We start from the raw sequence: 23,532 nt of genomic DNA, 5'->3' as shown, positions 1-23,532 counted from the left end.
TCTAACCAAAAAAAGCTGAGAGCAATGTCCCCGAAAAGGCAAGGTTATCTATACGTTCTGATTACGATGTGCATTTGGGGCGGTTTTACCCTCACGGCGCGCTTGAGCGCCAATTGGGGAATCAGCGCTTGGGATTTAACCGCCTTGCGTTTTGCGCTGGCCTTTATCATCTTAATGCCGATTTTGATCTATAAGAAAGATACGGCATTTTTATGTAAAAAGGAGCCGTTCATTTTGGCGATGCTGGGCGGCGTGATTTACTGCTTGACAGCTTACAGCGCTTTTCATTATGCCCCTGCAGCGCATGCGGCTATTTTTTTGAATGGCTGCATCCCGTTATGCACTGCCGTGGCGGCATATGTATTGTTTCAGCAGTCGTTTGACCGCCACACATGGATCAGCCTTGCCATCATGGTGATTTCTTTGGGCGCCATGAGCTTCCTGATGTATCTGCAAACAGGGCAGGCATTTGGCTTGGGCGATCTGCTGTTTTTCCTCAGCGCCATTTGGTGGGGGATTTTCACTGTATTACTGCGTCAGTGGAAATTATCGGCATGGCATGCCATGGCCGGTGTTGCGGTTTGGTCAGCGATCATTTATGTGCCGATCTATCTGCTGTTTCTGCCGAAGCATCTCACTGAGCCAGATCCAGTCCATCTGATTTCTCAGGTGCTCTTTCATGGTATCTTTGTGGTGATTATTGCGACTTTGACTTATGTTGAAGCGATTAAAAGGCTGGGTGCTTTTAAAACGGGCAGTATTGTCACTTTGGCGCCGTTTATCGCGGCTATTATTGCTGTGTCTTTGCTGAATGAGCCATTGAATATCGCGATTGTCTGCGGATTGGCGGGAATGGGGATTGGCGCACTGCAGCCTTGGCGCTGGCTGGTTCATCAAGACCCGCTCCAGCAGCAATTGAACGAACAAAAAAAGCAGTCAGATTAAGGCTGCTTTTTTAATGCCATGGCGAGATATTTTTCATGCATCGACTGCAGATGCTGATATAAATGATCCAGATGGCCATCATTCAGCACAATATCATCTGCAATCTGCTGCTTGCGGAGGCGGGGCATTTGCGCTGCAATGATCTTTTTGATCTGCTCCTCATTTTGCCCATCGCGCTGCGATGCGCGTAAAATCTGCAGTTCTTCAGATGCATCAATCAGCAAAGTGCGCTGAGTCAGCTCATGCTGATTGGTTTCAAACAGCAGGGGAGAAACCAAGATGGCATATGGGCTGTCTGCTTGCGCCAGCTGCTGAATAATGGAGCTTCGGATGGCTGGATGAGTGATTTGCTCTAATACTTTGCGTGCTGCAGGTGCTTTAAAGATATGTTCACGCAATGCGCGGCGGTTGAGTTCGCCGTCTGCCTGCAAAACCCAATCGCCAAAAGCTTGATGGATATCCTTTAAGGCGGGCTGGCCTTTTTGCACTACTTCACGCGCGACGACATCCGCATCCACCACAACGATGTCTTGAGATTCAAACCATGCGCTGGTAGCCGATTTTCCGCTGCCGATGCCGCCTGTTAATCCCACCACAAAAGCCATGTCTGTTCCTTATTGACCCAAATAAATTTTCATAATCTGTTCGCCCCAGAGAAAGGCGATCCAGCCGGCAATGGCAATATAGGGGCCAAAAGCAAAAGGCTGATTTTCTTTGCGGATTTTCAGTAGGATAATGCCGATAATTGCGCCGACTAATGATGATAATAGCACAATCAGCGGCAGCATCAGCGGACCCATCCACGCGCCTAGCGCTGCCAGAAGTTTAAAATCTCCATAGCCCATGCCTTCTTTGCCGGTCACAATTTTAAAGAGGTAGTAGACAATCCAAAGGCAAAGGAAGCCAATGATATAACCCCAAATCGATGATACCGGAGAGGTATAGATAGCGAAGCTGTTGATGCCTAAACCTAGAGCCGCTAAGGGGAGGGTATAGCGGTCAGGAAGCAGCTGAGTATCAAAATCAATAAATGTCAGGGCGATTAAGACCCAAGTGAACAGCAAGCCGAACAGCATTTGCAGTGTTGGGCCAAAGACGGTGACGACAATCAATGAACACCCTGCAGTCAGCAGTTCAATCAGCGGATAGCGGATGCTGATCGGGTTTTGGCAGGCGCCGCATTTACCGCGCAATATCAGCCAGCTGATCACAGGGATATTTTGATACCAGTGAATCGGACTGTGGCACTTTGGACAGGTTGAAGCGGGTTTGCTCAGGGTGATTTTGCTTTCATCAATAATGGGCTGCTCAGGATGCAGCAGAAACTGGCAATCAGTGCGCCACTCCTGTTCCATCATTTTTGGCGTGCGGTAAATAACCACATTCAAAAAACTGCCTATGCACAGGCTGAATAGGCCAACAGCAATATAAAGTGCTGTTGGATTTTCGATAAAATAGGAAATGATATTGGAGAACAATTTTAATTTAAGCCTTTTTAGATTTAACCAACCACAGAGCCCATCTGGAAGATTGGCAGGTACATGGCAATCACCAAGCCGCCAACCAGCACACCCAGAATGGCCATAATTAAGGGTTCCATCATTGAGGTTAAGCCGTCAACGGCATTGTCGACTTCATTTTCATAATGCGTTGCCACTTTATCCAGCATGGCATCCAGAGCACCAGACTCTTCACCAATGGCCACCATCTGTACAGCCATAGAAGGAAACTTATCAGTCACCCGCATGGCAAACTGCAGCTGCTGGCCGGTTGCCACATCTTCGCGGATCTTCATGACCGCAGTTTCGTAGACGACGTTGTTGGTGGCGCCTGCTGTGGATTCCAGCGCATCAATCAGCGGAACGCCGGCAGCAAAGGTGGTTGCCAGTGTGCGGCTGTAGCGTGCAATAATCGCTTTATATACCAAGTCTCCAAAAATCGGCGCTTTCAGCGCAGCTTTATCCAGAAAATCTCGGAACTTCTTGCTGCGTTTTTTGGCTTCTAAAAAACATGCTATGACTGCAGCAACTACAATAATCAAGATAAACCAATATTGCTGGAACCAGTTTGACATGGCAACAACCATTTGCGTAAATGCGGGAAGTTCTGCACCGAAAGATGAAAAAAGCCCTTGGAATACAGGAACAACCTTGACCATTAGGATAATGGTGACAATAGCTGCGACAACAAGAACTGTAGCTGGATATTTCATGGCTTTTTTAATTTTTTGCTTCAGCAGTTCGCTTTTTTCTTTGTAAATCGCTACACGGTCCAGCATAGTTTCCAGTGCGCCGGACTGTTCACCTGATTCAACCAGAGAACAGAATAGGTTGTCAAAATACTGCGGATATTTACGCAGTGCGCCGGCAAAAGTATTACCGCCTTCCACTTCACCTTTAATACCTAAGACAACTTCACGCATAGCTGGGTTTTCAAGGCCTTCAGCAACAATTTCAAAACCTTGCACCAAAGGAACCCCCGCTTTCATCATCGTCGCAAGCTGGCGGGTAAAAATAGTGATGTCCAATGTAGACACTTTCTTTTTCATCAATCCTTCGAGAATGTTCTTGCGCTTCTCCCGAATATTCTTAATGGTGATGCCTTGCTTGCGCAACGTCACTTTTGCCAGCGCCATGTTGCGTGCCGGCAGTTCCCCCTTGAGTTTGGCCCCTTTACGGTCAATCCCTTCATAACTGAAGGTTGGCATCATCTGCGCTTTTTTGACAGCCATGAATTTATCCTTATTTTAAATATTAAAAACAGCCATTATTCACTGGTTACGCGATTGACTTCCTGAAGAGAAGTCACCCCCTGCATAACCTTAACTAAGCCTGAACGGCGCAAATTGTTAAATCCTGCTTGATTTGCAGCCTCTGCAATAAGAAGTGCGTTGCCGTCTTCCATAATAATGCGTGAAATCTCCGGCGTCACTTTCATTACTTCATAAATGCCGACACGGCCTTTATAGCCTTCACGGCATTCTGGACAGCCGACAGGCTGGTAAACTTGAAAGTCTGGATTTTTCAGATCATCTTCTGTAAAACCCATTTCCAGCAGGCTTTGCTGGGGAATTTCCGCTGCTTCTTTACATTGTGAGCACAGGCGGCGCGCTAAGCGCTGTGCAATCACCAGATTGACTGAGGTTGCGATATTGAATGAAGGCACACCCATATTGCGCAGACGCGTCAACGTTTCAGGCGCGCTGTTGGTATGCAGCGTCGACATCACCATGTGGCCTGTCTGCGCCGCTTTAATGGCAATTTCAGCTGTTTCTAGATCTCGAATCTCACCAACCATGACAATATCCGGATCCTGGCGCAGGAAAGATTTTAATGCAGCGGAGAAGGTTAAGCCCACTTTATTGTTGACATTGACTTGATTGATTCCTTCCAGATTAATTTCTACCGGGTCTTCTGCGGTGGATATATTGGTGTCTTCCCGGTTTAAAATATTCAGGCCAGTATATAAAGATACCGTTTTACCTGAACCCGTCGGGCCCGTAATCAGCAGCATGCCTTGCGGTTTTTCTAGAGCCTGCATAAACAGTTCTTTTTGATCAGGCTCATAACCCAGCGCATCAATCCCGAGCATGGCGCTGGATGGATCGAGGATACGCAGCACCAATTTCTCACCGAACAGCGTAGGCAGTGAGTTTACACGGAAGTCGATCGCCTTGCTTTTGGATAATTTTAGTTTAATGCGGCCGTCTTGCGGAACGCGCTTTTCAGAAATATCCATCTGCGACATCACTTTTAGGCGGGATGCCAAACGGTTCGCCAGCTGCAAGGGCGGGTTAGCAATTGATCTCAGCACGCCATCGACGCGGTAGCGGACACGGTAAGATTTTTCATAGGGTTCAAAGTGCAAATCCGAAGCGCCCATGCGGATGGCATCAACCAGCAGCTTATTGATGTACTTAACAATAGGCGCTTCTTCGCCTTTTTCTTCTTCATCATCATCGGCGTTTTGGTCAGGGGCATCTGTCGTAATATCAAGATCGAAATCATCATCAAAATCAAAAGTGCTTTCTTCCGCGAATTGCTGCTCAATCAGCTTTTCCAGTTTATGGTGCTCAACAATAATGGTTTCCGTGTTCATTTTGCTGCTGAAGCGGATCGCATCCACAGCTTCAATGTTGGTCGGATTGCTGGTTGCCACATACAGTGTGCTGGCATGTTTGTAAATCGGCAGCACGCGGTAGCGCGTGATCAGCTTCTCGTCAATATCTTCGCGGATAATCAGATTGGCATCATAAGCTGCAATGTCAAAAATCGGCTCGCCAAATTCTGCTGAAATAGTTTCCGCCACAGTCAATGACGGAATATTCAGCTCCTTGGTCAGGTACGCGACAATATCTTGATTGGCTTTTTGAGCGCTTAAGAGCGCTTCACGCATTTTTTCTGCAGATACGTGTCCTTCTTCGACCAGGCGCCGAATAAACCCTGTAAATCTTGGAGATCCCTGTAGTGCTGTCATGCTTGAATAGGCCTATACTTCAGTTTGTTTATAATTGGTATTTGAAAATTATACTTTTGTTATTTAAAAATACCATATCTTAAAGTGTTGTCACTACCTAAGTATTGATCAAAACTTTGAACCAGTCCTTAAATCGCTGCTTTTTTTTGGGAAAATTGTGCCGAAAATTGAATTTCTTATTTTTCAGCTAAAATTGTAAGCTGAAAATTATCATCAAAATTTTCAATTGCGTGTAGAATGTGCCCGTTTTCATCTAAAGTTTCTGCAGGTTATTTATGTCGGGTTCGGCGATTACACCTTGGGTTGTTGGCAATTGGAAAATGAACCCAATGCGGGCAGATGCCAAACAGCTGGTTCAAGAATTAAAACAATTGCTTCAAAATCAAAATATTGAAGAAGCTAAATGTCATATTGGCGTTGCGCCGGTTGCGCTTGCGCTAGAAACTGTTCAAACGCAATTTTCAGATTGCAGCCGTGCTGTCAGCATCTTTGCGCAAGATCTATCCCGTGTTGCCGGCACGGGCGCTTATACAGGCGAAATCAGTGCGGAATTATTGAAAGACAGTAAAATTGAATATGTGCTGATTGGCCACTCTGAACGGCGTGAAGTTTTTGGCGACAGCCCAGCGATAATTAATGAAAAAATTAAAAACGCTTTAAACGCTGGCTTAACAGTGATTTATTGTGTAGGTGAAAGCCTTGCGCAGCGTGAAAATGGTCAAGCTGAGCACACCGTGCTGCAGCAGATCTGTGACATTGCAGCCGTGGTCAAGAGCGAGCAATGGAGCAATATCATTGTGGCTTATGAACCGATTTGGGCGATTGGCACGGGCAAAACAGCTTCGCCGGAGGACGCACAGGCAATGCATGCGAAAATCCGTGAAGGCCTCAGTCAAATTACCCCTGCCGGCAAAGGCATCGCGATTTTATATGGCGGTAGTGTAAAACCTGAAAATGCAGTAGAGTTAGCAGCCTGCCCAGACATCAATGGTGCATTGGTTGGCGGCGCATCTTTAAATGCAGAGGCTTTTTATCAAATTGCCCAAGCATTTGCGAATACAAAATAATTAGGAGTACAGCATGCAAACTTTTGTGCTGGTGGTACATATTATCTTAGCCGTTTTGATGATTGTTTTGATTTTAGTTCAGCATGGCAAAGGGGCGGACGCAGGTGCATCTTTCGGCGGCGGCGGTGCAGCAACAGTATTTGGCGCATCTGGCTCGGCTAACTTTTTGACCCGCTTAACTGCTATTTTGACTGCATTATTCTTTGTGACCAGCTTAACGCTGGCTGTTTATGCGAAGAAGCAAACCGCCGATGCATACAGCCTGAAATCAATTTCTTCTGCGCCGGCAGCGCCTGCAAAATCGGCTGAAACTTCACCAACTGCGCCAAAAACAGCTGAATAATCCATTTAGTTCTTTCTTTTTTGAGGTGATGCGTCTAGAATGCGTCACAGCTGCGGTGGTGGTGGAATTGGTAGACACGCTACCTTGAGGTGGTAGTGCTTTCGGGCGTGGGGGTTCAAGTCCCCCCTTCCGCACCAACTTGTAATCCAGAACATAAGTTGGTGTGTGCAGCAAATCTGTTGATGCGGGATGGAGCAGTCTGGTAGCTCGTCGGGCTCATAACCCGAAGGTCGTTGGTTCAAATCCAGCTCCCGCTACCAATCAATCTTATTTTAGATGCAAACTGAAATAGGCGCTTTAAAGTATTTAGAGTGGGATGTTTTTTTGCATATTGATGCGGGATGGAGCAGTCTGGTAGCTCGTCGGGCTCATAACCCGAAGGTCGTTGGTTCAAATCCAGCTCCCGCTACCACTCAATCTTATTTTAGATGCAAACTGACATAGGCGCTTTAAAGTATTTAGAGTGGGATGTTTATTTGCATATTGATGCGGGATGGAGCAGTCTGGTAGCTCGTCGGGCTCATAACCCGAAGGTCGTTGGTTCAAATCCAGCTCCCGCTACCAATCTTATTTTAGATGCAGACTGAAATAAGCGCCTGAAGTTTGAAGGTGAATAAATTTTTGCATATTGATGCGGGATGGAGCAGTCTGGTAGCTCGTCGGGCTCATAACCCGAAGGTCGTTGGTTCAAATCCAGCTCCCGCTTCCAATTCTGATTAAGGTGCAACGTAATCGGGTACAGTTGATCAGTTTTCATTGAAAATGATAGGAAATATGTATATAATTTTTGCACGATGATGCGGGATGGAGCAGTCTGGTAGCTCGTCGGGCTCATAACCCGAAGGTCGTTGGTTCAAATCCAGCTCCCGCTACCAATTCTGATTAAGGTGCAACTTAATCGGGTACAGTTGATCAGTTTTCATTGAAAATGATTGGCAATTTGTATATAATTTTTGCACGTTGATGCGGGATGGAGCAGTCTGGTAGCTCGTCGGGCTCATAACCCGAAGGTCGTTGGTTCAAATCCAGCTCCCGCTACCAAGTTTCTAAAAGAGGCTCACAACTAGGTGGGCCTTTTTGCACAGTGGACTATGGTTTTCTGTGCACAATTGGGGCGATTTACGCCCTTTTTTATTGGCTATTGCGTAGTACTGGCATAAATTTGGTCAAATTGCCATATTTTACGACTACAATAGCTGGCATTGGTCTGCAGTGGTCATTCCGGCCATCAAATCTCATAATTTTGACGAGAGTAAATGAAGCTATCAAATAAAACTCAAGCACTTCAGGACTTAATTGCACCCGCTGTGCAGGCATGTAATGTAGAGCTCTGGGGCATTGATTTTGTGCCGCAAGGCAAGCGCTCGCTATTGCGTATTTATATCGACAAGCCGGTAGATGAAAATGCTGCGCCAATCATCAATGAAGAAGGCGAAGAAGAGCTGGGCCGCGGTATTGGCGTTCAGGATTGCGTGCGTGTGACGCAGCAAGTGGGCGCGATGCTGGATGTGCATGATCCGATTTCTGGTGAATATGCACTGGAAGTATCATCTCCAGGCTGGGACCGCCCATTCTATAAGCTGGAGCAAATGACCGGCTATATTGGTCAGCAGGTTGCATTGCGCCTTATCAGTGCTGTAGATAATCGCCGTAAATTCCAGGCAAAACTTGTGGCCGTTGACCTTGAAAATGAAATGATTCAGGTTGAAGTTGAAAAGCAGCAGGTGCTGGAAATCGACAGTCACAATATTGATAAAGCAAATTTAATCTACCAAGATTCATTCAATAAATAAGAATCTGAACGAATAGGTGACTTATGGCACGTGAAATTCTTACCGTAGTAGAAACGGTTAGTAACGAAAAAGGTGTAAGTCGCGATGCAATTTTTGAAGCGCTTGAACAAGCTCTGGTTGCCGCGACTAAAAAGAAATTCTATGAAGGCACAAATTCTGAAGAAGCGCGCCTTCGCGTAGAAATCGACCGCCGTACAGGTGACTACAGCACATTCCGTCAATGGGAAGTGGTGGCGGATGAAGATCATGAAATGCCTGCTTGTCAGGATGCGATTTCTGATGTTGATCCTGCAAAATGGTCAATTGGCGATATCCGTGAACTTGAAGTTGAATCCATTGATTTCGGCCGTATCGCTGCGCAGATTGCAAAGCAGGTTATCGTGCAGAAGATTCGTGAAGCAGAGCGCGCATTAATTGCCGATGCTTATGAATCTAAAGTCGGTGAGCTGATTTACGGTGAAGTGAAGAAGCAGACTAAAGACGGCTTCATTATTGACTTAGGTGATAATGCTGAAGCCTATCTTGCACGCGAGGAAATGATTCCAAAAGAAATTTTGCGTCCTAAGCAGCGTGTCAATGCGATTCTTTACAGCGTTAACCGTGAAGGCCGCGGCGCTCAATTGTTATTGTCGCGCTCTAAGCCTGAAATGCTAATTGCTTTGATGAAAAAGGAAATTCCTGAAATTTCTGAAGAAATCATTGAAATTAAAGCGGCTGCGCGTCAGCCTGGCGTCCGTGCTAAAATCGCGGTGAAAACCAACGATCACCGCATTGACCCAGTGGGCGCATGTATCGGCATGCGCGGTACGCGTATCCAAGCGGTTCAGCAGGAACTGAATGGCGAGCGTATTGATGTTGTGGTGTGGTCTGATGATGCTGCGCAGTATATCGCCAGCGCTTTGGAGCCTGCTGATGTATCCGGCATTGTGATTGATGAAGAAGAGCGTACTGCCGACATCATCTTTGCTGCCAGCGATCAGCTGGCGCGCGCGATTGGCTCTCAAGGTCAAAATGTGCGTTTAGCATCTGAATTGACGGGCTACAAGCTGAACATGATGCTGGAAGATGAGTATCACGCACGTCAGCAAAATGAAGCGCAGCAGTATTTAGACATGTTTGTAACACGTCTGGATATTGAGGAAGACCTCGCGATGGCGCTGGTGGAAATGGGCTTCACTTCAGTCGAAGAAGTTGCTTATGTTCCAGCGGAAACATTCGAAGAAATTGAACTTGATGCTGAAACTGTTGAATTGCTGCAAGGCCGCGCGAAAGAAGTCGCATTGGCGGATGCATTGAAACAGCAGGAAAACATTCAAGAGCCGAGTCCTGAACTTGCTGCAATGGAAGGAATGACTCAAGAGATCGCGTATGCGCTTGCTGCCCGCGGTGTAATCACAGTAGATGACTTGGCTGACCAAGCCACTGACGATATCGAAGATATTGAAGGCTTGGGCGCAGAAAAAGCAGGTCAACTAATTATGAAAGCGCGCGAATCATGGTTTAACTAGGAGGTAATATATGACGGACAAGTCGATTAAAGAGTTGGCGCTCAGCGTGGGTACCCCAGTTGAGAAGCTGCTGGAACAGGTTCGTGATGCAGGTTTGCCGCAAGGTAAAGCTGATGACATTATTACCGCCGAACAACAAAATGTACTCGTCAACCATTTGAAGAAAGTTCATGGTCAAGACGATGGACACGCAGGAAAAATCACGTTGAAACGTAAAACGACCAGTACAGCTAAAGTAGCAAGTACATCAGGTAAGGCGAAAACCATTAACGTAGAAGTTCGCAAGAAACATACGTTTACAAAGCCTGATCCAGAACAGATTAAAGCTGAAGCTTTGGCTAAAGCTCAGGCAGATCAAAAAGCGCGTGAAGAAGCGGCAAACCCGTCTTCTTCAGCGCAGCAAGAAGCGCCAAAACAGGGTGACTCTAAAGCTAAGCAGGCGCTTGAAGCTATGCGCGCTGCAGCCAAGCAGGAAACTGCGAAGCAGGAAGTGCCTAAAGCTGCAGTTGTGGTGAAGCGCAAGTCAAACAATAAGCCAATTGTGAAGCAAGTGGTTAAAGTGACTGAGACTGCTGAACAGAAGAAAGCGCGTGAAGCACAGACTGCACAGCTGAAAGCGACTGAAGAAGCAGTGCGCCGTAAAGCGGCTGAAGAAGCGCAGCAGCGTACGCTTGAGCAAATGCGTCAGATGGCGTCGAAATACACGTCTGAAGACACGACTGCTACGATTCGTGTTGTGGATGATTCTCCATTAGCCGCAGGCCTTGTAGGCCAAGCTTATGAAGACTCATTTGCCAAAGAAGACCGTGAAATCAAGCGCGGCGGCAACACCACAAATACGCGTTCGCCGAAAAAAGGCGGCCGCCGCGGTCAAGAAGAGCAATCTTTCAGTCACAATCAGCATAAACGCGGTTTGAAAACAAGCCAGGCAAACAAGCATGGCTTTGAAAAACCAGTTAAAAAGCAAGTGTATGATGTAGAAATCGGTGAAACGATTGTTGTTGCTGACCTTGCACAAAAAATGGCGGTTAAGGTTCGTGAAGTTATCAAGTCACTGATGAAAATGGGTGAGCTGGTAACGCAGAACCAAGCGATTGAGCAAGATATTGCAGCGCTGGTTGTTGAGGAAATGGGCCATAACCCAGTTCGCGTATCTGATACGCAAGCTGAAGACAACTTATTGGAAGCTGCTGAAGAAGCGCGCGGCGCACAAACGACGCGTCCTCCAGTAGTGACTATCATGGGTCACGTTGACCATGGTAAAACGTCGCTTCTTGACCGGATTCGCCGCACCAAAGTGGCTGCAGGCGAAGCGGGCGGCATTACACAGCATATTGGCGCTTACCATGTGAAAACTGAGAAAGGCATTATTACTTTCTTGGATACTCCGGGACATGCGGCATTTACTGCAATGCGTTCACGCGGCGCGAAAGCGACAGATATCGTAGTGCTGGTTGTAGCGGCGGATGACGGTGTTATGCCGCAAACTGCTGAAGCGATTGATCATGCCCGCGCTGCAGGCACGCCAATTATTGTTGCAATCAATAAAATGGATAAAGAGTCTGCAGATCCAGACCGCGTATTGAATGAATTGACTGCGAAGCAGATCGTGCCTGAACAATGGGGCGGTGATGTTCCTGTTGCCATGGTTTCTGCGCACTCAGGCATGGGAATCGATGAGCTGCTTGATTTGATTTCTATCCAAGCTGAAATGCTTGAGCTGAAAGCATCTGAAGAAGGCGCAGCGCAAGGTGTTGTTATTGAAGCGCGCGTAGACAAAGGCCGCGGTGCGGTTACGTCTATCCTGGTTCAAAACGGTACTTTGAAAGTAGGTGACTTGGTTCTTGCCGGTTCATCTTATGGCCGTGTTCGTGCAATGACAGATGAAAACGGTCAGCGCATCAAATCAGCGGGCCCTTCAATTCCTGTAGAAATCCTTGGCCTTCCAGAAGCGCCGATGGCGGGTGATGAAGTTCTTGTCGTTGATGATGAGAAAAAAGCGCGTGAAGTTGCCGATGCGCGTATGGACCGTGAACGCCAGAAACGTCTTGAGCGTCAAAGCGCAATGCGTCTTGAAAACCTGATGGCATCTATGGGCAAGAAAGATGTGCCTATCGTGAATGTGGTTCTTAAGACTGACGTGCGCGGTACTTTAGAAGCATTGCATGTTGCGCTGGCTGAGCTTGCAACAGATGAAGTGAAAGTGCGCGTCATCAGTTCAGGTGTCGGTGCGATTACTGAGTCTGACGTGACATTAGCCGAATCTTCTGAAGCTGTGCTTCTTGGCTTTAACGTTCGTGCAGATACAACTGCGCGTCAAAAAGCAGATGCAGACGGCATTGATATCCGTTACTACTCAATCATTTATGAATTGATTGATGATGTGAAAGCGGCAATGAGCGGTAAGCTTGCGCCAGAACACCGTGAAACAATTCTGGGTGTTGCTGAAGTGCGTGAAGTGTTCCACTCAAGCAAATTCGGCGCGGCAGCAGGCTGTATGGTGCTGGAAGGCATGCTGCACCGCAACAAGCCAATCCGTGTATTGCGTGATGATGTTGTTGTATTCCAGGGTGAGCTTGAATCTCTTCGCCGTTATAAAGAAGTGGTTGAAGAAGTTCGCGCCGGTATGGAATGCGGTCTGGCTGTTAAAGGCTACAAAGACATCAAAGTTCAAGATAAGATTGAAGTGTATGACGTTCAATTGATTAAACGGAGTCTTTAATGGCGGGTAGTCAGCGTCTTAAGCGTATGGCAGATACAGTTCAGCGCGAGTTGTCTGAACTGATCCGCCAGGAACTCAAAGATCCGCGTTTAGGTGGCCTTGTGACCATCTCTGCGGTGAAAGTCAGTCCAGACTTGGGTTATGCTGAAGTTTATGTCACTGTGATGGGGCGTGAATTAGGTGATGAGCAAAGCGAAGCGGCGAATAAAGAAACTTTAGAGGTCTTGAACAAGGCATCCGGTTTCTTGCGTCATGAGCTGAGCCGCAGCATCAAGACACGTATAACGCCGCGTCTGCGTTTCCACTACGACAAAACCAATGCATATGGCAACTATATGTTTGGCCTGATTGCAGAAGCAGTGAAGGACTTGCCTCCTGAAGATGCAAAAAAAGATACTGAAGAATAAGTCCTGCTAGGACACTAAAAAAGCCACCTTCGGGTGGCTTTTTTATGACTTATAATTAGATATAAAGTAGTGAGGGATCTTAAAAATGCTATATCTGAGTGAGTGCCAATTATTGGTGATCCGAAACCTTGATCCGTTAAATAAATCCAAATTTGAATATAATTCTAATCGATGGAGTAATCTACATCCAGACTTGAAATGTGCTGCACAAAATTATTGTGATAATGATATTTCAAGGGAACATGTGATTGAAAGTTTTAAAAAATATTTTGATCATAAAGTTGGGGTGGAATTCCCTTTTGTACTGACAATGATTTGGGGTTTTGCCGATACTGGCTATGGTACATATAGAACAAATAAATATTATACTTCAGAGAATGTAAAGCGCATGCAGTCAGCGTTTATGCATGTAAAAGAGGAGAATATTCAACAAGCATATAAAATATTAAAATCGATTAAAGGATTGAATATTAGTTATATTTCTAAATTACTTTATTTTTCAACCCGCGCTTTGGGGCACTCAGATTACTTTTTAATATTTGATATCCGAGTTGTTAGGTCATTAATCAGATTGAGTTGCCCGCCAACACTGGTAAATTTAATTGATGTGAAACCATCTGATAAATTTGAACATTACAGTCAGTACAATGTTCAGATGCACCAATTGGCGCAACAACACAAAGTTAGTGCTGAAGCGCTAGAAATGTATTTATTTTTGTACGATGAATAGCATTATCTTTTTTACAGCTGATTTTCGCTGTCTTCATGCTTATCGTGAAATGCGCGGCGGCGGGTACGCTGCCAAGGCAAAGGGCGGTTTAAGGTTTCCGGCACATCCCCGCTCATAGAGCGCAAACGCAAATGCAATGCCGCCTGTGCTATTAAATTGGCGGATACTGGCGCAGTAATAAACGCCAGCAGAGTCAGCAGCAATTCGGCAAAGCCAAGGCGGCCATGAAAGGCAGCATAAATAATGGCCGCAATTAGAAAACTGCCCAGACCTAAGGTACTGGATTTGGTTGGGGCATGCAGGCGCATGAACAAGTCAGGCAGCCTCACCATGCCGATGCCGCCGACCAGCATGAAAAAAGCGCCAATAATCAGAAAAATAGAAACGGTGATTTCCATTGCGAGCTGCATTGAATATTCTCCTAATCAATCACATGGCCAGTGGTGAAATAGCGTGCCAGCGCGGCGGTAGAGACGAAGCCCAGCATTGCAACCAGCAGCGCGCCTTCAAACATGGCAGTACTGGCCCAGTAAATTTCCAAAATCACGATGAGGCATGTTGCGTTCAAAAATAGAGTATCTAAGGCCAGCAAGCGGTCAACGATAGATGGCCCGATAATCAGCCGAATTAAGCAGAAAAGCATTGAAATCGTGACAGCGCCCAAGCAGATGGCCAGCGCATAAGGCAAAATGGTCATGATGACTCTCCTGACTGAACACCGAAAATCTGCATCAGCGGTTTTTCATAGCGGTCTTTGATATTTTGAATTTCAGCTTCAGTATCATCGGCACTTAGAGCATGCACTAAGATATCGCCGCGATCCTGATCAATGCCTGCAGACACCGTGCCTGGCGTAGTGGTGATGATCATTGCCAATAGGGTATTCACTTCTTCATGCTGTGTTTCCAATGGAATCCGAAACCATTTTGGGTGCATTTTATGCATTGGGCCTAAGACCAATTTTGCGACTTTGACATTGCTGACAATGATGTCCCACAGCACCACAAAAAATAATTGAATGGCTGGGAGCCAATCAATATTGGGTGTACGCGCAATAAATGGGCGAACCAAGCGTGGAATGCCGACCGCCAAAATCAGCGCCATTAAAATAGTGCCTGCATCTAAGCTGTGGTTCAGCATCAGCCAGCTGAGTCCGACAATGACAGAAACCAGCGGATGAGGGAACCAGCGTTCGAAAACTGAAGCGATTTTCATCTATTGCGCCTCCATGGGCTTAAGCTGAGCATCTGCAGCGGATTCTTCTTCAACCTTTTGCTGCAGCATCTGACGCTTTTTATATTCGGAAATATGTTCTCCATCCAAGGTTTCAGGCGCAATTAATTGCGGTATCAAATGCGCATTCGGATCGGCTGTTTCTCCGCCGTATTTGGTTTCTGGCAGGTTTTCAGGGTCAAATGGCTGGACACTGATTATCTCGCCATGCTCATCTTTTTTCAGCAGCACATTTTCATACATTACATTATTTTGGATTTGCTGCGCAGTACTCAGCACATACTGATAAATAGGCGCGGCGCATGCCATATAGGCAAGCAATCCTGCCAGCAGGATATAGATGGCTGTGTCATTGCGTTTCGGCGCTGTTGCGGGCAAAGCCTGATAAGCTTTGAATGCGATGGTTTCGGGGTTGTCTTCGGGCTTGCTGGCGCGCCAGAACAGAATGAAACCGACCCGCGTCATGGCAATAATGCTGAGCAGGCTGACAGCCAGCACCGTTAAAATAATCAGCAGCTGATGCGGTGATGAAGACGTTGCCTGTAAAATAAAAACTTTACCGAGGAAGCCGCTGAATGGCGGCAGGCCAGCCATCATCAGTGCAATAATGAAGTACGTGAGGGCGACAGTTTTGTGCTGTTTCATCTGCGGGGCAATTTTAAAATGATCTTTAAATTCACCGCGCTGAGAGGTAATCCACCCGCACAGCAGATAAAAAGCAGCCCCAGCCAAAGTGCTGTGCACCAGATAATACAGTGCTGCTGCCCAAGCCTGCGTATTGAACAGTGAAATGGCGATCAAGATGGTGCCGATCGAGGATAAAATCATAAAACCGACAAAACGGCGCAGGCGTTCTGCGCCAATTGCGCCAATCACGCCGTAAACTGAGGTGATTAAGCCAATTGGCAGCAGCCAGTTTTGCAAAATTTGCCGGCTGACCTCATCATCAAAGACTGTAACGTTGACCCGCAAAATGGCATAAATGCCGACTTTGGTCATAATGGTAAATAGTGCGGCCACTGGCGTTGCAGCCACAGCATAAGTTTTTGGCAGCCAAAACCCGACAGGAAGCATGGCGGCTTTAATGCCGAAAACCACGAAAAGCAAAAGCCCGCCTGCTACGGCCAGACGGTGCTGATCATGCTCCAATAATGGCATTAAGCGGGCAACATCCGCCATATTCAGGCTGCCGACACTGCCGTAAATCAGGCCTAAGCCAATCAGGAACAGCGCAGAAGCCAGCAGGTTAATGGTGACATAATGTACGCCCAGTTGAAACCGGGCCTTGCCTTGGCCATGCAGCAGCAGCACATAAGAAGCCATCAGCAGGATTTCAAAGAAAACAAAGAGGTTGAATAAATCTCCGGTGAGAAATGCGCCGCATAGCCCCATCAGCAGAAAATGGAACATCGCATGGAAATAGCGCCCGCGTTCGTCCCATTCTTTACTGGCGTACCACATGATGGGCACGGCCAAACCATAGGTCAGCACCAGCATGAACGCTGACAGCTGATCCAGCACCAAGACAATGCCAAATGGCGCAGCCCATTCGCCCAGATTATAAACACTGATTTGCCCCGAACTGGCAAAAATCAAATAGCTGACGGCAGTCAGCAGCCCGAGAATTGACGATACAAAACTGATGCCGCGCCGCCAAGGCTGACGCCAGTCTTGAGCGAGTGCGCCAGAACCGGGATTGCCTAATAGAACGAGCAAAAATGCAGTCAATGCCGGAATTAAAATACTGAAAATTGGAGTGTGCTGGGCCCAAAATTGGATGAAGTCATTCATTATGGCTCATCCTCCCGCGGATCAAACTGCGATATTTCCTCTTTAGCATCGACGTGATCTGTTCCTGATTCAAAACGGCTGCGCAACGCCAGCTGTACAATGAAGGCTGTTGTAGCAAATCCAATCACAATTGCCGTCAGCACCAGCGCCTGCGGCAATGGATCGGTGGATTTGGCTGTTTCAGTCAATACAGCAGGGGCGTTGATTTGAATGCGTCCCATGGCAAATAAAAATAGGTTGACGGCATAGCCGATCATCGCCAAGCCAAGCACCACAGGAAAAGTACGTGCCCGCAGGATTAAGTAAATGCCTGTCGCAGTCAGTAAGCCAATGGCAGTAGTCAATAAAAATTCTAAACTGATCATGTGCTTATCCTTTAGGTACTGGACCAGACATGCTGGAATGCCGGGAATCGCCCAGAACGGAAATCATCAGCATGGTTGCGCCGACAACTGTGATATAGACCCCGACATCAAATAAGGCTGCACTGGCTAAATGCATCTCGCCGATAACAGGCGGATGAACATAAATGTGCGCGCTGGTGAGGAATGGACGGCCCCAGAACCATGCGCCAAGGCCAGTGAAACCTGCAACCACAAGGCCTATGCCGATCCAGATTTCATACAGGCGTCCGGATTTGGCATGAAGCAGGCGTTCAGCCTGGTCCTGGCCGAGGGCAATATATTGGATGATCAGCGCCAATGAAGTGATCAGTCCTGCAATAAATCCGCCGCCGGGCAAATTGTGTCCGCGCAGGAAAATGTACAGACTGACCACCAAGGCCAGCGGCAGTATCCAGGATGCCGTGATGCGGAACATCAGCGGTGAGGGATTAAAACGGTAGCTCAGCCCTTGGGTAATCGTGGTGCCGTGCGCCCGCATGCCATCCATCAGGCAGAGCGCGCCAATTGCGGCGATCCCCAAGACCGTGATTTCACCGAAGGTATCGAATCCGCGGAAATCAACTAAAATGACATTCACGACATTGGTGCCGCCGCCCAGCGGAATAGACTGCTGCATGAAAAACCATGAAATTGAATTGTGGTCACGGGTCAGAATCAGCCAGGTAATCCAGGCAATGCCCGCGCCCCCGCCAATTGCAATCAGGGCATCGCGCCAGCGCCGCGAAACGCTGGATTCATAAGGTGTTAACTGAGGAAGTAAAGACAGGCTCATCAGCAGCAGCACTGTGGTGACAACGTCGACCGTAATTTGCGTTAAGGCCAAGTCCGGCGCAGAAAAGCAAATAAAGACCATGGTCACTACTAGACCTACAGCGCCGCTGATCAGAACCGCTTTAATGCGTTCATGATGGAACCACAGCATCATCCAGCAGGCAGAGAACAGCAGCATCCACAAAACAATGGCGATGGCAGGCGCATGAGTCAGTTCACGGGTGCCTGTGCTAATGCCTTGCGAGGTCAGCGGCACGGCAACAACCGCGATGCTGAACAGGATAATCCATATCAAGTAGCTTTGCAGTGATCCGTTTTCTGTTGCCCGCTTGAATTTGCGTGACTGCAGCAAAAGATGCTTTAAAAAAAGGTCAAATAGAATTCTGCCCTGAAACTTGCCCAGCGCCGGATCAAGGTCAATTGAACGGATACGCCCGCCTTTGGCCAATAAAAAATAGAAGATGATGCCGCCGAATAGCGCAATCAGGCTCATGACCAGCGGAATGTTGAAGCCATGCCAGAGGGCGATATGCACGCCTTCAAAGGCAAAATTCTGGGTGCTGGCCTGTGCTGAGCTATTCACGATTTGCTCTATCAGCAGGGCAGGGAATAGGCCTACTAAAATGCAGAGAATAGCTAAAAGCGTTGCAGGCGCACGCATTCCGAATGGCGGTTCATGCGCACTTTTATTGGGGACATCTTTGCCGACCGGGCCGTCAAAAAAGACCCCATGCACTAGGCGGATAGAGTAGGCGACGGCAAAGATCCCCGCCAGTGTTGCTGTAATTGCGGAGCCAATCAAAATAGGCCCAGACAGTTCACGTAGCAGTTCGGTAAAGAACATCTCTTTAGACAGGAAGCCGTTGGTCAGCGGTACGCCAGCCATAGAGGCGGCGGTGATCATGGTCAGGGTGGCGGTAAAGGGCAGCAGCTGCCATAAGCCGCTGAGCTTGCGCAGGTCACGGGTGCCGGATTCATGGTCGATAATGCCGGCAAGCATGAACAGGGCTGCTTTAAACGTCGCGTGGTTAATGATATGGAAAATGGCTGCGGCTACGGCCAGCGGCGAACCGATGCCTAACAGGCAGACAATCAGGCCCAAATGGCTGATGGTCGAGTAGGCCAATAAGCCTTTTAAATCTTCTTTGAAAATCGCAAAGAATGCCGCCATGCATAAAGTAAACAGGCCGACAAAGGTCACAATATTATGATAGAGCGCTGCGCCGGCAAAAATCGGCAGCAAGCGCGCCAGCAGGAAAATTCCGGCTTTGACCATGGTTGCAGAGTGCAGGTATGCAGAGACCGGTGTAGGCGCGGCCATGGCATTCGGCAGCCAAAAGTGGAACGGGAACTGCGCGCTTTTGGTAAATGCGCCGATTAAGGTCAGCAGCAGAATCGGCACAAACAACGCATGGTTTTGAATGAGTTCCCGCATGCCGAGAATTTGGTCAATTTGATACGTGCCGGTCACTTGGCCAAGTAAAACAAAGGCCCCCAGCATGCATAGCCCGCCCATGCCGGTAATGGTGAGCGCCATGCGTGAACCGCGCTGGGCGGCTTCATAATTGCTCCAGTAACCGACCAGCAGGAAAGATGAAATACTGGTCAGCTCCCAAAAGACCAGCAGCAGCATTAAGTTGTTTGACAGTGAAATGCCCAGCATGGCTGCCATAAACAGCATGAGCATCATATACAGCTTGCTGAGGGAATTTTTAGGGCTGAGGTAATAATACGCGTAGATATAAATCAGTGTGCCGATACCGGTGATCAGCAGGGAGAACAGCAGGCCCAGTGAATCTAAGCGGAAGCTGAAATCCAGGCCCAGCTGGGGAAGCCATGACCATGTTTGAATGAGCACTTGGCCATTAAAGACGTCTTTTGCCTGAGTCAGGAGCAGCGCTAAACTGCTGATGCTGACCCCAATAGCCCCAAAGGCTGTTGCTCCGCGGGAGAACTGCTTGAGCCAGGAAGCAAGGAATGTGCCCAGCACTAGCGGTAACAATATAATAATCGGCAGCACACTCGTATCCATTGTCGTGATTAGGTTATGCACCTAGAGTGAATCTTCATCTTTCAAGAGTTTCAGGACAGCAAGGAGCAATCCAAAGTGTTTAATCTTGAAAGCCAATGTATTGAAAATTAAAGCAGCTGTATTGCGCAGCATGTAAATGATTGCAAATTCCGATTTTAATCTAGAAATTGCAAATAAAACCGATCATATTACAGCACAGCCTCAACTTCAATCTTTTTTCTGCATCTGTTCAACATTATACGCCTGCTGCAATTGTCTGTGGGGTGATGGTCTGAACAGCCTGCATTTTCTGCCAAATATGAATTTTCCCAGCAGTTTATTGAGCGCTGCTGCATGCTTTAAAGCAGGGGCCCGCTGCTGAGGCTGGGGCCGCTGCCATTCAAGAGGCGGATTAATTCCTGCTGCTGTTCGCCGTCCAGCTGCTGCTGAATTTGCAGCAGAAGCGATTCTGCTGTCGGCATATCTGCTGGCGGTTCTTGTAAAAGAGAAGGCTGGCTGTCAGTTTCTGCAGGCAAAAGAGAGCCCTCTGAATAAAGCTGCGCATAAATCTCTTCAAACTGCTGCGGCTCTGTTTGAATTGACGACAGCTGTTTATTTTCAAGTTTGAAGCATTGAAAGGCGGGTGTTTGCTCCAGCAGTTCCGGACGATTGCCTGTGGCAATGATCTGCAGGCGCGGGAAGGCTTGATGCAAAGCGGGTAAAATGGCTTGCGCCATATTCTGATCCAGCTGATGGTCAATGGCATCAATCAGCAGAATGCCTTCACCTTCTTCACAAGGATAGAGGCTGGCTGGATTAAGCAGGCACATGCGCCGCACAATATCACCAACCAAGGCTGTCAAATTGCGGATGCTGTTGGACAGCTGCTGAAACAGCATGGTTTGGCCTTGATAAGTCACCATCAGCTGCAATTTGGGATGATATTGCAGATAGATGTTGCTGAATTCAGGCAGAACAATGGCTAAGGCGCGTCTAAGTGACTGCAATGCAGGCGCATGCATTTCTGCAAGGGCTTGGGTCATGCGGCTGGCAAAGAAGCTGTCGGATTTTATTTCAGCTGCTGCGCCTGATTTGCTTTTATGCAGAATGTCTTGCACCATCTGAGCGCTTTGTGCATTTTCGATGTCGCAGATTTCACGGAACCATTCAAAAAACCGGCTGAAGGTGGTGAAAGGAATAGCTGAAATTTCGTAAGCATGCGCGGGCTGAAAAATGGCAGGGTTGTTTTTATTCAGCAAATTCACTTCATTGACAAAGCGTTCCGCAGGATAATAGGCGATGAGCGGCAAGCCGAGCAGCGGGTCATCTTTTAAAGTGCGCTGATAGCGTGCCGCCAATTCTTCCAGCTGCGGCGTTTCCGCTTTGCTGATGCCCATGCCTTGGCTGTTTAAGGTTTTATACAGTTGCCAAGAGCAATAAAAATGATCGGTGTCTGATGCAGCCTGCTGGCTTTCCGGCCCGTTTAAAGGCAGGTCATGGCTGCTGGATAATTTCCCCATTTCAGCAGGATAACTGATCCGCACATCAATTTTAGCCTGCAGGCGGTTCAGCATGATGTCCTGATCCAGCATCACCACACCCGCGGTGCGCAGGTCTTTATAGCGGGCGGCAAACCAAGTCAGCGCCTGATAGGTGAAGCGCAGGATAGAGGTTTTTCCTGAACTCTGATCGCCTAAAATTAAGGCGACCGGCTGCTCATGGCAGTTGAATTCTGCCTGCAGATCGGTGAAGTGCAAGGTGTGCTTGAGCTGGATGGATTCAATTTTCATAACACACCTTCAGCTGATTTGGGGTTGACTGGAATGCTTAGCTCACCGCACGGCGCAATGACTGCGGCATCTCCCGCTTAAGCATCTGCATCAGGTCATAAATATGGTGAATGTTTAAACTTACTTTAGCACGTGTGCAGGCTACGTACAGCAATCGTAACTCTTCGTCACTAATTTTATAGTCTTTCTCGTTCAGCCTGAATTGATAGTCATCTTCAATATGCACACGTTCCCATTCTAAGCCTTTGGCTTTGTGCGCCGTTGAGATGATGTAATCCGCCTGATCAATGGGAGTGATTTTGGCCAGCGCGCGTTTTAAAGGGTCGGTGCCGTGATCATCCACCAGTTTCACCAGCGGCTTGATGTCGCTGCCATCATTGGTTTCACAGTATTCATGCACATCATGCCATGAATTGAACCATGCCAGTTCAGGCACATCGGTCACGCGCTTGCCCTGCTTCAGCATAGAGGCGGCATCGACAAAACGGTTGAGCTTGGCATGGTCAGCCTGCAGGCTGACTTTTTCGCCATGCACCAGGCCAGCCAGCAGCAGCTCCATGGCGCGGGCATTGGTGCGGCATAAAATCGCATCGCGCTGTTTGGTATGCGGCTTATTGACGACTTTTGAGTTCATCAGCGGGTTGCCCAGCAACGGCACTGTTTCGTTGAGAGCGCCTAAAATAGCATTGGCATTCAAAGCGATTTCTTCACCAAAACGGAAGGAGGTTGTCAGGCGGGATTCCGGCAAAGGCAGCTGCTGCATGGCATTGACAGCGCCGCGCCAGGCATAAATCTGCTGATGCGCATCGCCGACATAAATGACTTGCGTGCTGCGCTGCTTCAGCAGGATGCCAAGCATCAGCGGATCAGCATCCTGCGCTTCATCAAACAGCACATAATCGGCAGGAATGTTCGGCTCAGACAATGCCCAAAGTTTCAGGTAAATGTCATGGCTGATGCCTGCTTCATGACGCGGGTCGATAGACTCCAGCCAGCGCCGTTCAATGGCCGGGTATAAATGTGTCTGCAAGGCGCTAATGTCGTCAGGATGAAGCCAGCTCGGCGCCTGCAGATGGCGCGGAGCAGGGTGTTGCGAATTGGTCGAGCAGAAATAGCTGACCGCATTGGCCACTAGGCTGGCTAGGCGGGAGGGCATCAGCACATACTGTTCATAGCGCCCGCCCATCATGCGGCGCAGCGTAATCGGCGTTAAGCGGTATTCTTTGGCCATAAAGCTGGGGCTTAAACGCGGCAGGCGCAGCTTGTCAGTGACTCCACGTGGAACGCTTCGGTAAGCTAAGGAGTGAAAGGTGCGGCAGTCGACGTTGCCATGAAATTTCTGCTGCGCTTCGCTGGCAATCGCTTTGTTAAAGGCCAGATACATGCCGCGGCGCTGCGGCATGGCATCACTGATCATTTGCAGGGTGGTGGTTTTGCCTGTGCCGGCATAGGCAATGACTTTAAAGGATTTGCCTAGGCGAGCGTTATCGATGGCAGTGGCCTGCTCATAGGTCGCGCTCGGTTTTTTCTGATCAGTCAAT

General features: G+C 48.0%; 20 protein-coding genes and 7 tRNA genes. 15 read left to right on the top strand and 12 right to left on the bottom strand.

Features of this window, described 5'->3' with window-relative positions; translation table 11 throughout:
* Positions 1–24 precede the first annotated feature (24 nt).
* Positions 25–945: a DMT family transporter gene (locus OKC24_RS04030; RefSeq protein ID WP_265464819.1), complete on the top strand. Its 921-nt coding sequence runs from the start codon at positions 25–27 to the stop codon at positions 943–945.
* Here the strand turns inward: OKC24_RS04030 and coaE are convergent.
* Genes coaE through pilB form a run of 4 tightly spaced genes read right to left on the bottom strand, consistent with a single transcriptional unit; the run spans position 942 to position 5,421 of the window.
* Positions 942–1,550, bottom strand: a complete 609-nt coding sequence (gene coaE, locus OKC24_RS04025) for a dephospho-CoA kinase (RefSeq protein WP_131276150.1) — start codon at positions 1,548–1,550, stop codon at positions 942–944. The genes OKC24_RS04030 and coaE overlap by 4 nt on opposite strands.
* Before the next feature lie 9 nt (positions 1,551–1,559).
* A complete protein-coding gene (locus OKC24_RS04020) occupies positions 1,560–2,423 on the bottom strand; it encodes a prepilin peptidase (protein ID WP_130144033.1) in 864 nt (287 codons plus the stop codon).
* Between the two features lie 23 nt (positions 2,424–2,446).
* Complete coding sequence (locus tag OKC24_RS04015) at positions 2,447–3,676, bottom strand: type II secretion system F family protein (RefSeq protein WP_130144032.1); 1,230 nt, start codon at positions 3,674–3,676, stop codon at positions 2,447–2,449.
* Between the two features lie 35 nt (positions 3,677–3,711).
* Complete coding sequence (pilB, locus tag OKC24_RS04010; RefSeq protein ID WP_130144031.1) at positions 3,712–5,421, bottom strand: type IV-A pilus assembly ATPase PilB; 1,710 nt, start codon at positions 5,419–5,421, stop codon at positions 3,712–3,714.
* 275 nt (positions 5,422–5,696) lie between these two features.
* Between pilB and tpiA the strand changes: the two genes are divergently transcribed.
* From tpiA to OKC24_RS03940, 14 genes are all read left to right on the top strand, one after another.
* The gene (tpiA, locus tag OKC24_RS04005; RefSeq protein ID WP_130144030.1) at positions 5,697–6,488 is read left to right on the top strand and encodes a triose-phosphate isomerase; all 792 of its coding nucleotides are present in this window, start codon (positions 5,697–5,699) and stop codon (positions 6,486–6,488) included.
* Positions 6,489–6,501: 13 nt separating this feature from the next.
* On the top strand, positions 6,502–6,831 hold the full coding sequence (gene secG / locus OKC24_RS04000) for a preprotein translocase subunit SecG (protein WP_005013290.1): 330 nt from the start codon (positions 6,502–6,504) through the stop codon (positions 6,829–6,831).
* 52 nt (positions 6,832–6,883) lie between these two features.
* A tRNA-Leu gene (locus OKC24_RS03995) sits at positions 6,884–6,968 on the top strand.
* Between the two features lie 46 nt (positions 6,969–7,014).
* Positions 7,015–7,091: transfer RNA gene (locus OKC24_RS03990), tRNA-Met, on the top strand.
* Positions 7,092–7,166: 75 nt separating this feature from the next.
* Positions 7,167–7,243 (top strand) — tRNA-Met (locus tag OKC24_RS03985).
* A gap of 75 nt (positions 7,244–7,318) precedes the next feature.
* A tRNA-Met gene (locus OKC24_RS03980) sits at positions 7,319–7,395 on the top strand.
* Between the two features lie 68 nt (positions 7,396–7,463).
* Positions 7,464–7,540 (top strand) — tRNA-Met (locus tag OKC24_RS03975).
* 89 nt (positions 7,541–7,629) lie between these two features.
* A tRNA-Met gene (locus OKC24_RS03970) sits at positions 7,630–7,706 on the top strand.
* A gap of 89 nt (positions 7,707–7,795) precedes the next feature.
* A tRNA-Met gene (locus OKC24_RS03965) sits at positions 7,796–7,872 on the top strand.
* Positions 7,873–8,087: 215 nt separating this feature from the next.
* Entirely contained in the window at positions 8,088–8,624 is a 537-nt protein-coding gene (gene rimP / locus OKC24_RS03960) for a ribosome maturation factor RimP (RefSeq protein ID WP_005013289.1), read from the top strand.
* Positions 8,625–8,647: 23 nt separating this feature from the next.
* Positions 8,648–10,132, top strand: a complete 1,485-nt coding sequence (nusA, locus tag OKC24_RS03955) for a transcription termination factor NusA (protein WP_130144029.1) — start codon at positions 8,648–8,650, stop codon at positions 10,130–10,132.
* 10 nt (positions 10,133–10,142) lie between these two features.
* Complete coding sequence (infB, locus tag OKC24_RS03950; protein WP_130144028.1) at positions 10,143–12,854, top strand: translation initiation factor IF-2; 2,712 nt, start codon at positions 10,143–10,145, stop codon at positions 12,852–12,854.
* Positions 12,854–13,261 carry a ribosome-binding factor A gene (locus tag OKC24_RS03945; protein ID WP_130144027.1) on the top strand — a complete coding sequence of 136 codons (408 nt, stop codon included), beginning with the start codon at positions 12,854–12,856 and terminating at the stop codon, positions 13,259–13,261. Before infB ends, OKC24_RS03945 begins: the two co-directional genes overlap by 1 nt.
* Before the next feature lie 85 nt (positions 13,262–13,346).
* Entirely contained in the window at positions 13,347–13,991 is a 645-nt protein-coding gene (locus tag OKC24_RS03940; protein WP_131276149.1) for an 8-oxoguanine DNA glycosylase OGG fold protein, read from the top strand.
* An 11-nt stretch (positions 13,992–14,002) separates the two neighbouring features.
* Here the strand turns inward: OKC24_RS03940 and OKC24_RS03935 are convergent, their stop codons facing one another.
* From OKC24_RS03935 to OKC24_RS03900, 8 genes are all read right to left on the bottom strand, one after another.
* The gene (locus OKC24_RS03935) at positions 14,003–14,401 is read right to left on the bottom strand and encodes a Na+/H+ antiporter subunit G (protein WP_130144025.1); all 399 of its coding nucleotides are present in this window, start codon (positions 14,399–14,401) and stop codon (positions 14,003–14,005) included.
* Positions 14,402–14,412: 11 nt separating this feature from the next.
* The gene (locus OKC24_RS03930; protein WP_005013270.1) at positions 14,413–14,688 is read right to left on the bottom strand and encodes a monovalent cation/H+ antiporter subunit F; all 276 of its coding nucleotides are present in this window, start codon (positions 14,686–14,688) and stop codon (positions 14,413–14,415) included.
* The gene (locus OKC24_RS03925) at positions 14,685–15,206 is read right to left on the bottom strand and encodes a Na+/H+ antiporter subunit E (RefSeq protein ID WP_130144024.1); all 522 of its coding nucleotides are present in this window, start codon (positions 15,204–15,206) and stop codon (positions 14,685–14,687) included. Before OKC24_RS03925 ends, OKC24_RS03930 begins: the two co-directional genes overlap by 4 nt.
* The gene (locus OKC24_RS03920; protein ID WP_131276148.1) at positions 15,207–17,015 is read right to left on the bottom strand and encodes a monovalent cation/H+ antiporter subunit D; all 1,809 of its coding nucleotides are present in this window, start codon (positions 17,013–17,015) and stop codon (positions 15,207–15,209) included.
* Positions 17,015–17,380, bottom strand: coding sequence for a Na+/H+ antiporter subunit C (locus OKC24_RS03915; RefSeq protein WP_130144022.1), 366 nt, complete (start codon positions 17,378–17,380; stop codon positions 17,015–17,017). Before OKC24_RS03915 ends, OKC24_RS03920 begins: the two co-directional genes overlap by 1 nt.
* 4 nt (positions 17,381–17,384) lie before the next feature.
* Complete coding sequence (locus OKC24_RS03910; RefSeq protein ID WP_131276170.1) at positions 17,385–20,222, bottom strand: monovalent cation/H+ antiporter subunit A; 2,838 nt, start codon at positions 20,220–20,222, stop codon at positions 17,385–17,387.
* A 338-nt stretch (positions 20,223–20,560) separates the two neighbouring features.
* A complete protein-coding gene (locus tag OKC24_RS03905; RefSeq protein WP_130144021.1) occupies positions 20,561–21,991 on the bottom strand; it encodes an AAA family ATPase in 1,431 nt (476 codons plus the stop codon).
* 37 nt (positions 21,992–22,028) lie between these two features.
* Positions 22,029–23,531 carry a UvrD-helicase domain-containing protein gene (locus OKC24_RS03900; protein ID WP_130144020.1) on the bottom strand — a complete coding sequence of 501 codons (1,503 nt, stop codon included), beginning with the start codon at positions 23,529–23,531 and terminating at the stop codon, positions 22,029–22,031.
* Position 23,532 lies beyond the last annotated feature (1 nt).

It is taken from the genome of Acinetobacter entericus, assembly GCF_026168575.1.
Taxonomy (GTDB): domain Bacteria; phylum Pseudomonadota; class Gammaproteobacteria; order Pseudomonadales; family Moraxellaceae; genus Acinetobacter; species Acinetobacter bouvetii.
This window is presented reverse-complemented; position numbering and strand designations above follow the sequence as displayed.

What these genes read in the sequence shown, in the direction of transcription:
- OKC24_RS03925 (WP_130144024.1), bottom strand. Translation starts at nt 15,206, where the DNA reads ATGAAAATCGCTTCAGTTTTCGAACGCTGGTTCCCTCATCCGCTGGTT.
- pilB (WP_130144031.1), bottom strand. Translation starts at nt 5,421, where the DNA reads ATGACAGCACTACAGGGATCTCCAAGATTTACAGGGTTTATTCGGCGC.
- rimP (WP_005013289.1), top strand. Translation starts at nt 8,088, where the DNA reads ATGAAGCTATCAAATAAAACTCAAGCACTTCAGGACTTAATTGCACCC.
- OKC24_RS03920 (WP_131276148.1), bottom strand. Translation starts at nt 17,015, where the DNA reads ATGAATGACTTCATCCAATTTTGGGCCCAGCACACTCCAATTTTCAGT.
- OKC24_RS03945 (WP_130144027.1), top strand. Translation starts at nt 12,854, where the DNA reads ATGGCGGGTAGTCAGCGTCTTAAGCGTATGGCAGATACAGTTCAGCGC.
- coaE (WP_131276150.1), bottom strand. Translation starts at nt 1,550, where the DNA reads ATGGCTTTTGTGGTGGGATTAACAGGCGGCATCGGCAGCGGAAAATCG.
- OKC24_RS03940 (WP_131276149.1), top strand. Translation starts at nt 13,347, where the DNA reads ATGCTATATCTGAGTGAGTGCCAATTATTGGTGATCCGAAACCTTGAT.
- tpiA (WP_130144030.1), top strand. Translation starts at nt 5,697, where the DNA reads ATGTCGGGTTCGGCGATTACACCTTGGGTTGTTGGCAATTGGAAAATG.
- OKC24_RS03930 (WP_005013270.1), bottom strand. Translation starts at nt 14,688, where the DNA reads ATGACCATTTTGCCTTATGCGCTGGCCATCTGCTTGGGCGCTGTCACG.
- infB (WP_130144028.1), top strand. Translation starts at nt 10,143, where the DNA reads ATGACGGACAAGTCGATTAAAGAGTTGGCGCTCAGCGTGGGTACCCCA.
- OKC24_RS04015 (WP_130144032.1), bottom strand. Translation starts at nt 3,676, where the DNA reads ATGGCTGTCAAAAAAGCGCAGATGATGCCAACCTTCAGTTATGAAGGG.
- OKC24_RS03910 (WP_131276170.1), bottom strand. Translation starts at nt 20,222, where the DNA reads ATGGATACGAGTGTGCTGCCGATTATTATATTGTTACCGCTAGTGCTG.
- OKC24_RS03915 (WP_130144022.1), bottom strand. Translation starts at nt 17,380, where the DNA reads ATGATCAGTTTAGAATTTTTATTGACTACTGCCATTGGCTTACTGACT.
- OKC24_RS04030 (WP_265464819.1), top strand. Translation starts at nt 25, where the DNA reads ATGTCCCCGAAAAGGCAAGGTTATCTATACGTTCTGATTACGATGTGC.
- OKC24_RS03905 (WP_130144021.1), bottom strand. Translation starts at nt 21,991, where the DNA reads ATGAAAATTGAATCCATCCAGCTCAAGCACACCTTGCACTTCACCGAT.
- secG (WP_005013290.1), top strand. Translation starts at nt 6,502, where the DNA reads ATGCAAACTTTTGTGCTGGTGGTACATATTATCTTAGCCGTTTTGATG.
- nusA (WP_130144029.1), top strand. Translation starts at nt 8,648, where the DNA reads ATGGCACGTGAAATTCTTACCGTAGTAGAAACGGTTAGTAACGAAAAA.
- OKC24_RS03935 (WP_130144025.1), bottom strand. Translation starts at nt 14,401, where the DNA reads ATGCAGCTCGCAATGGAAATCACCGTTTCTATTTTTCTGATTATTGGC.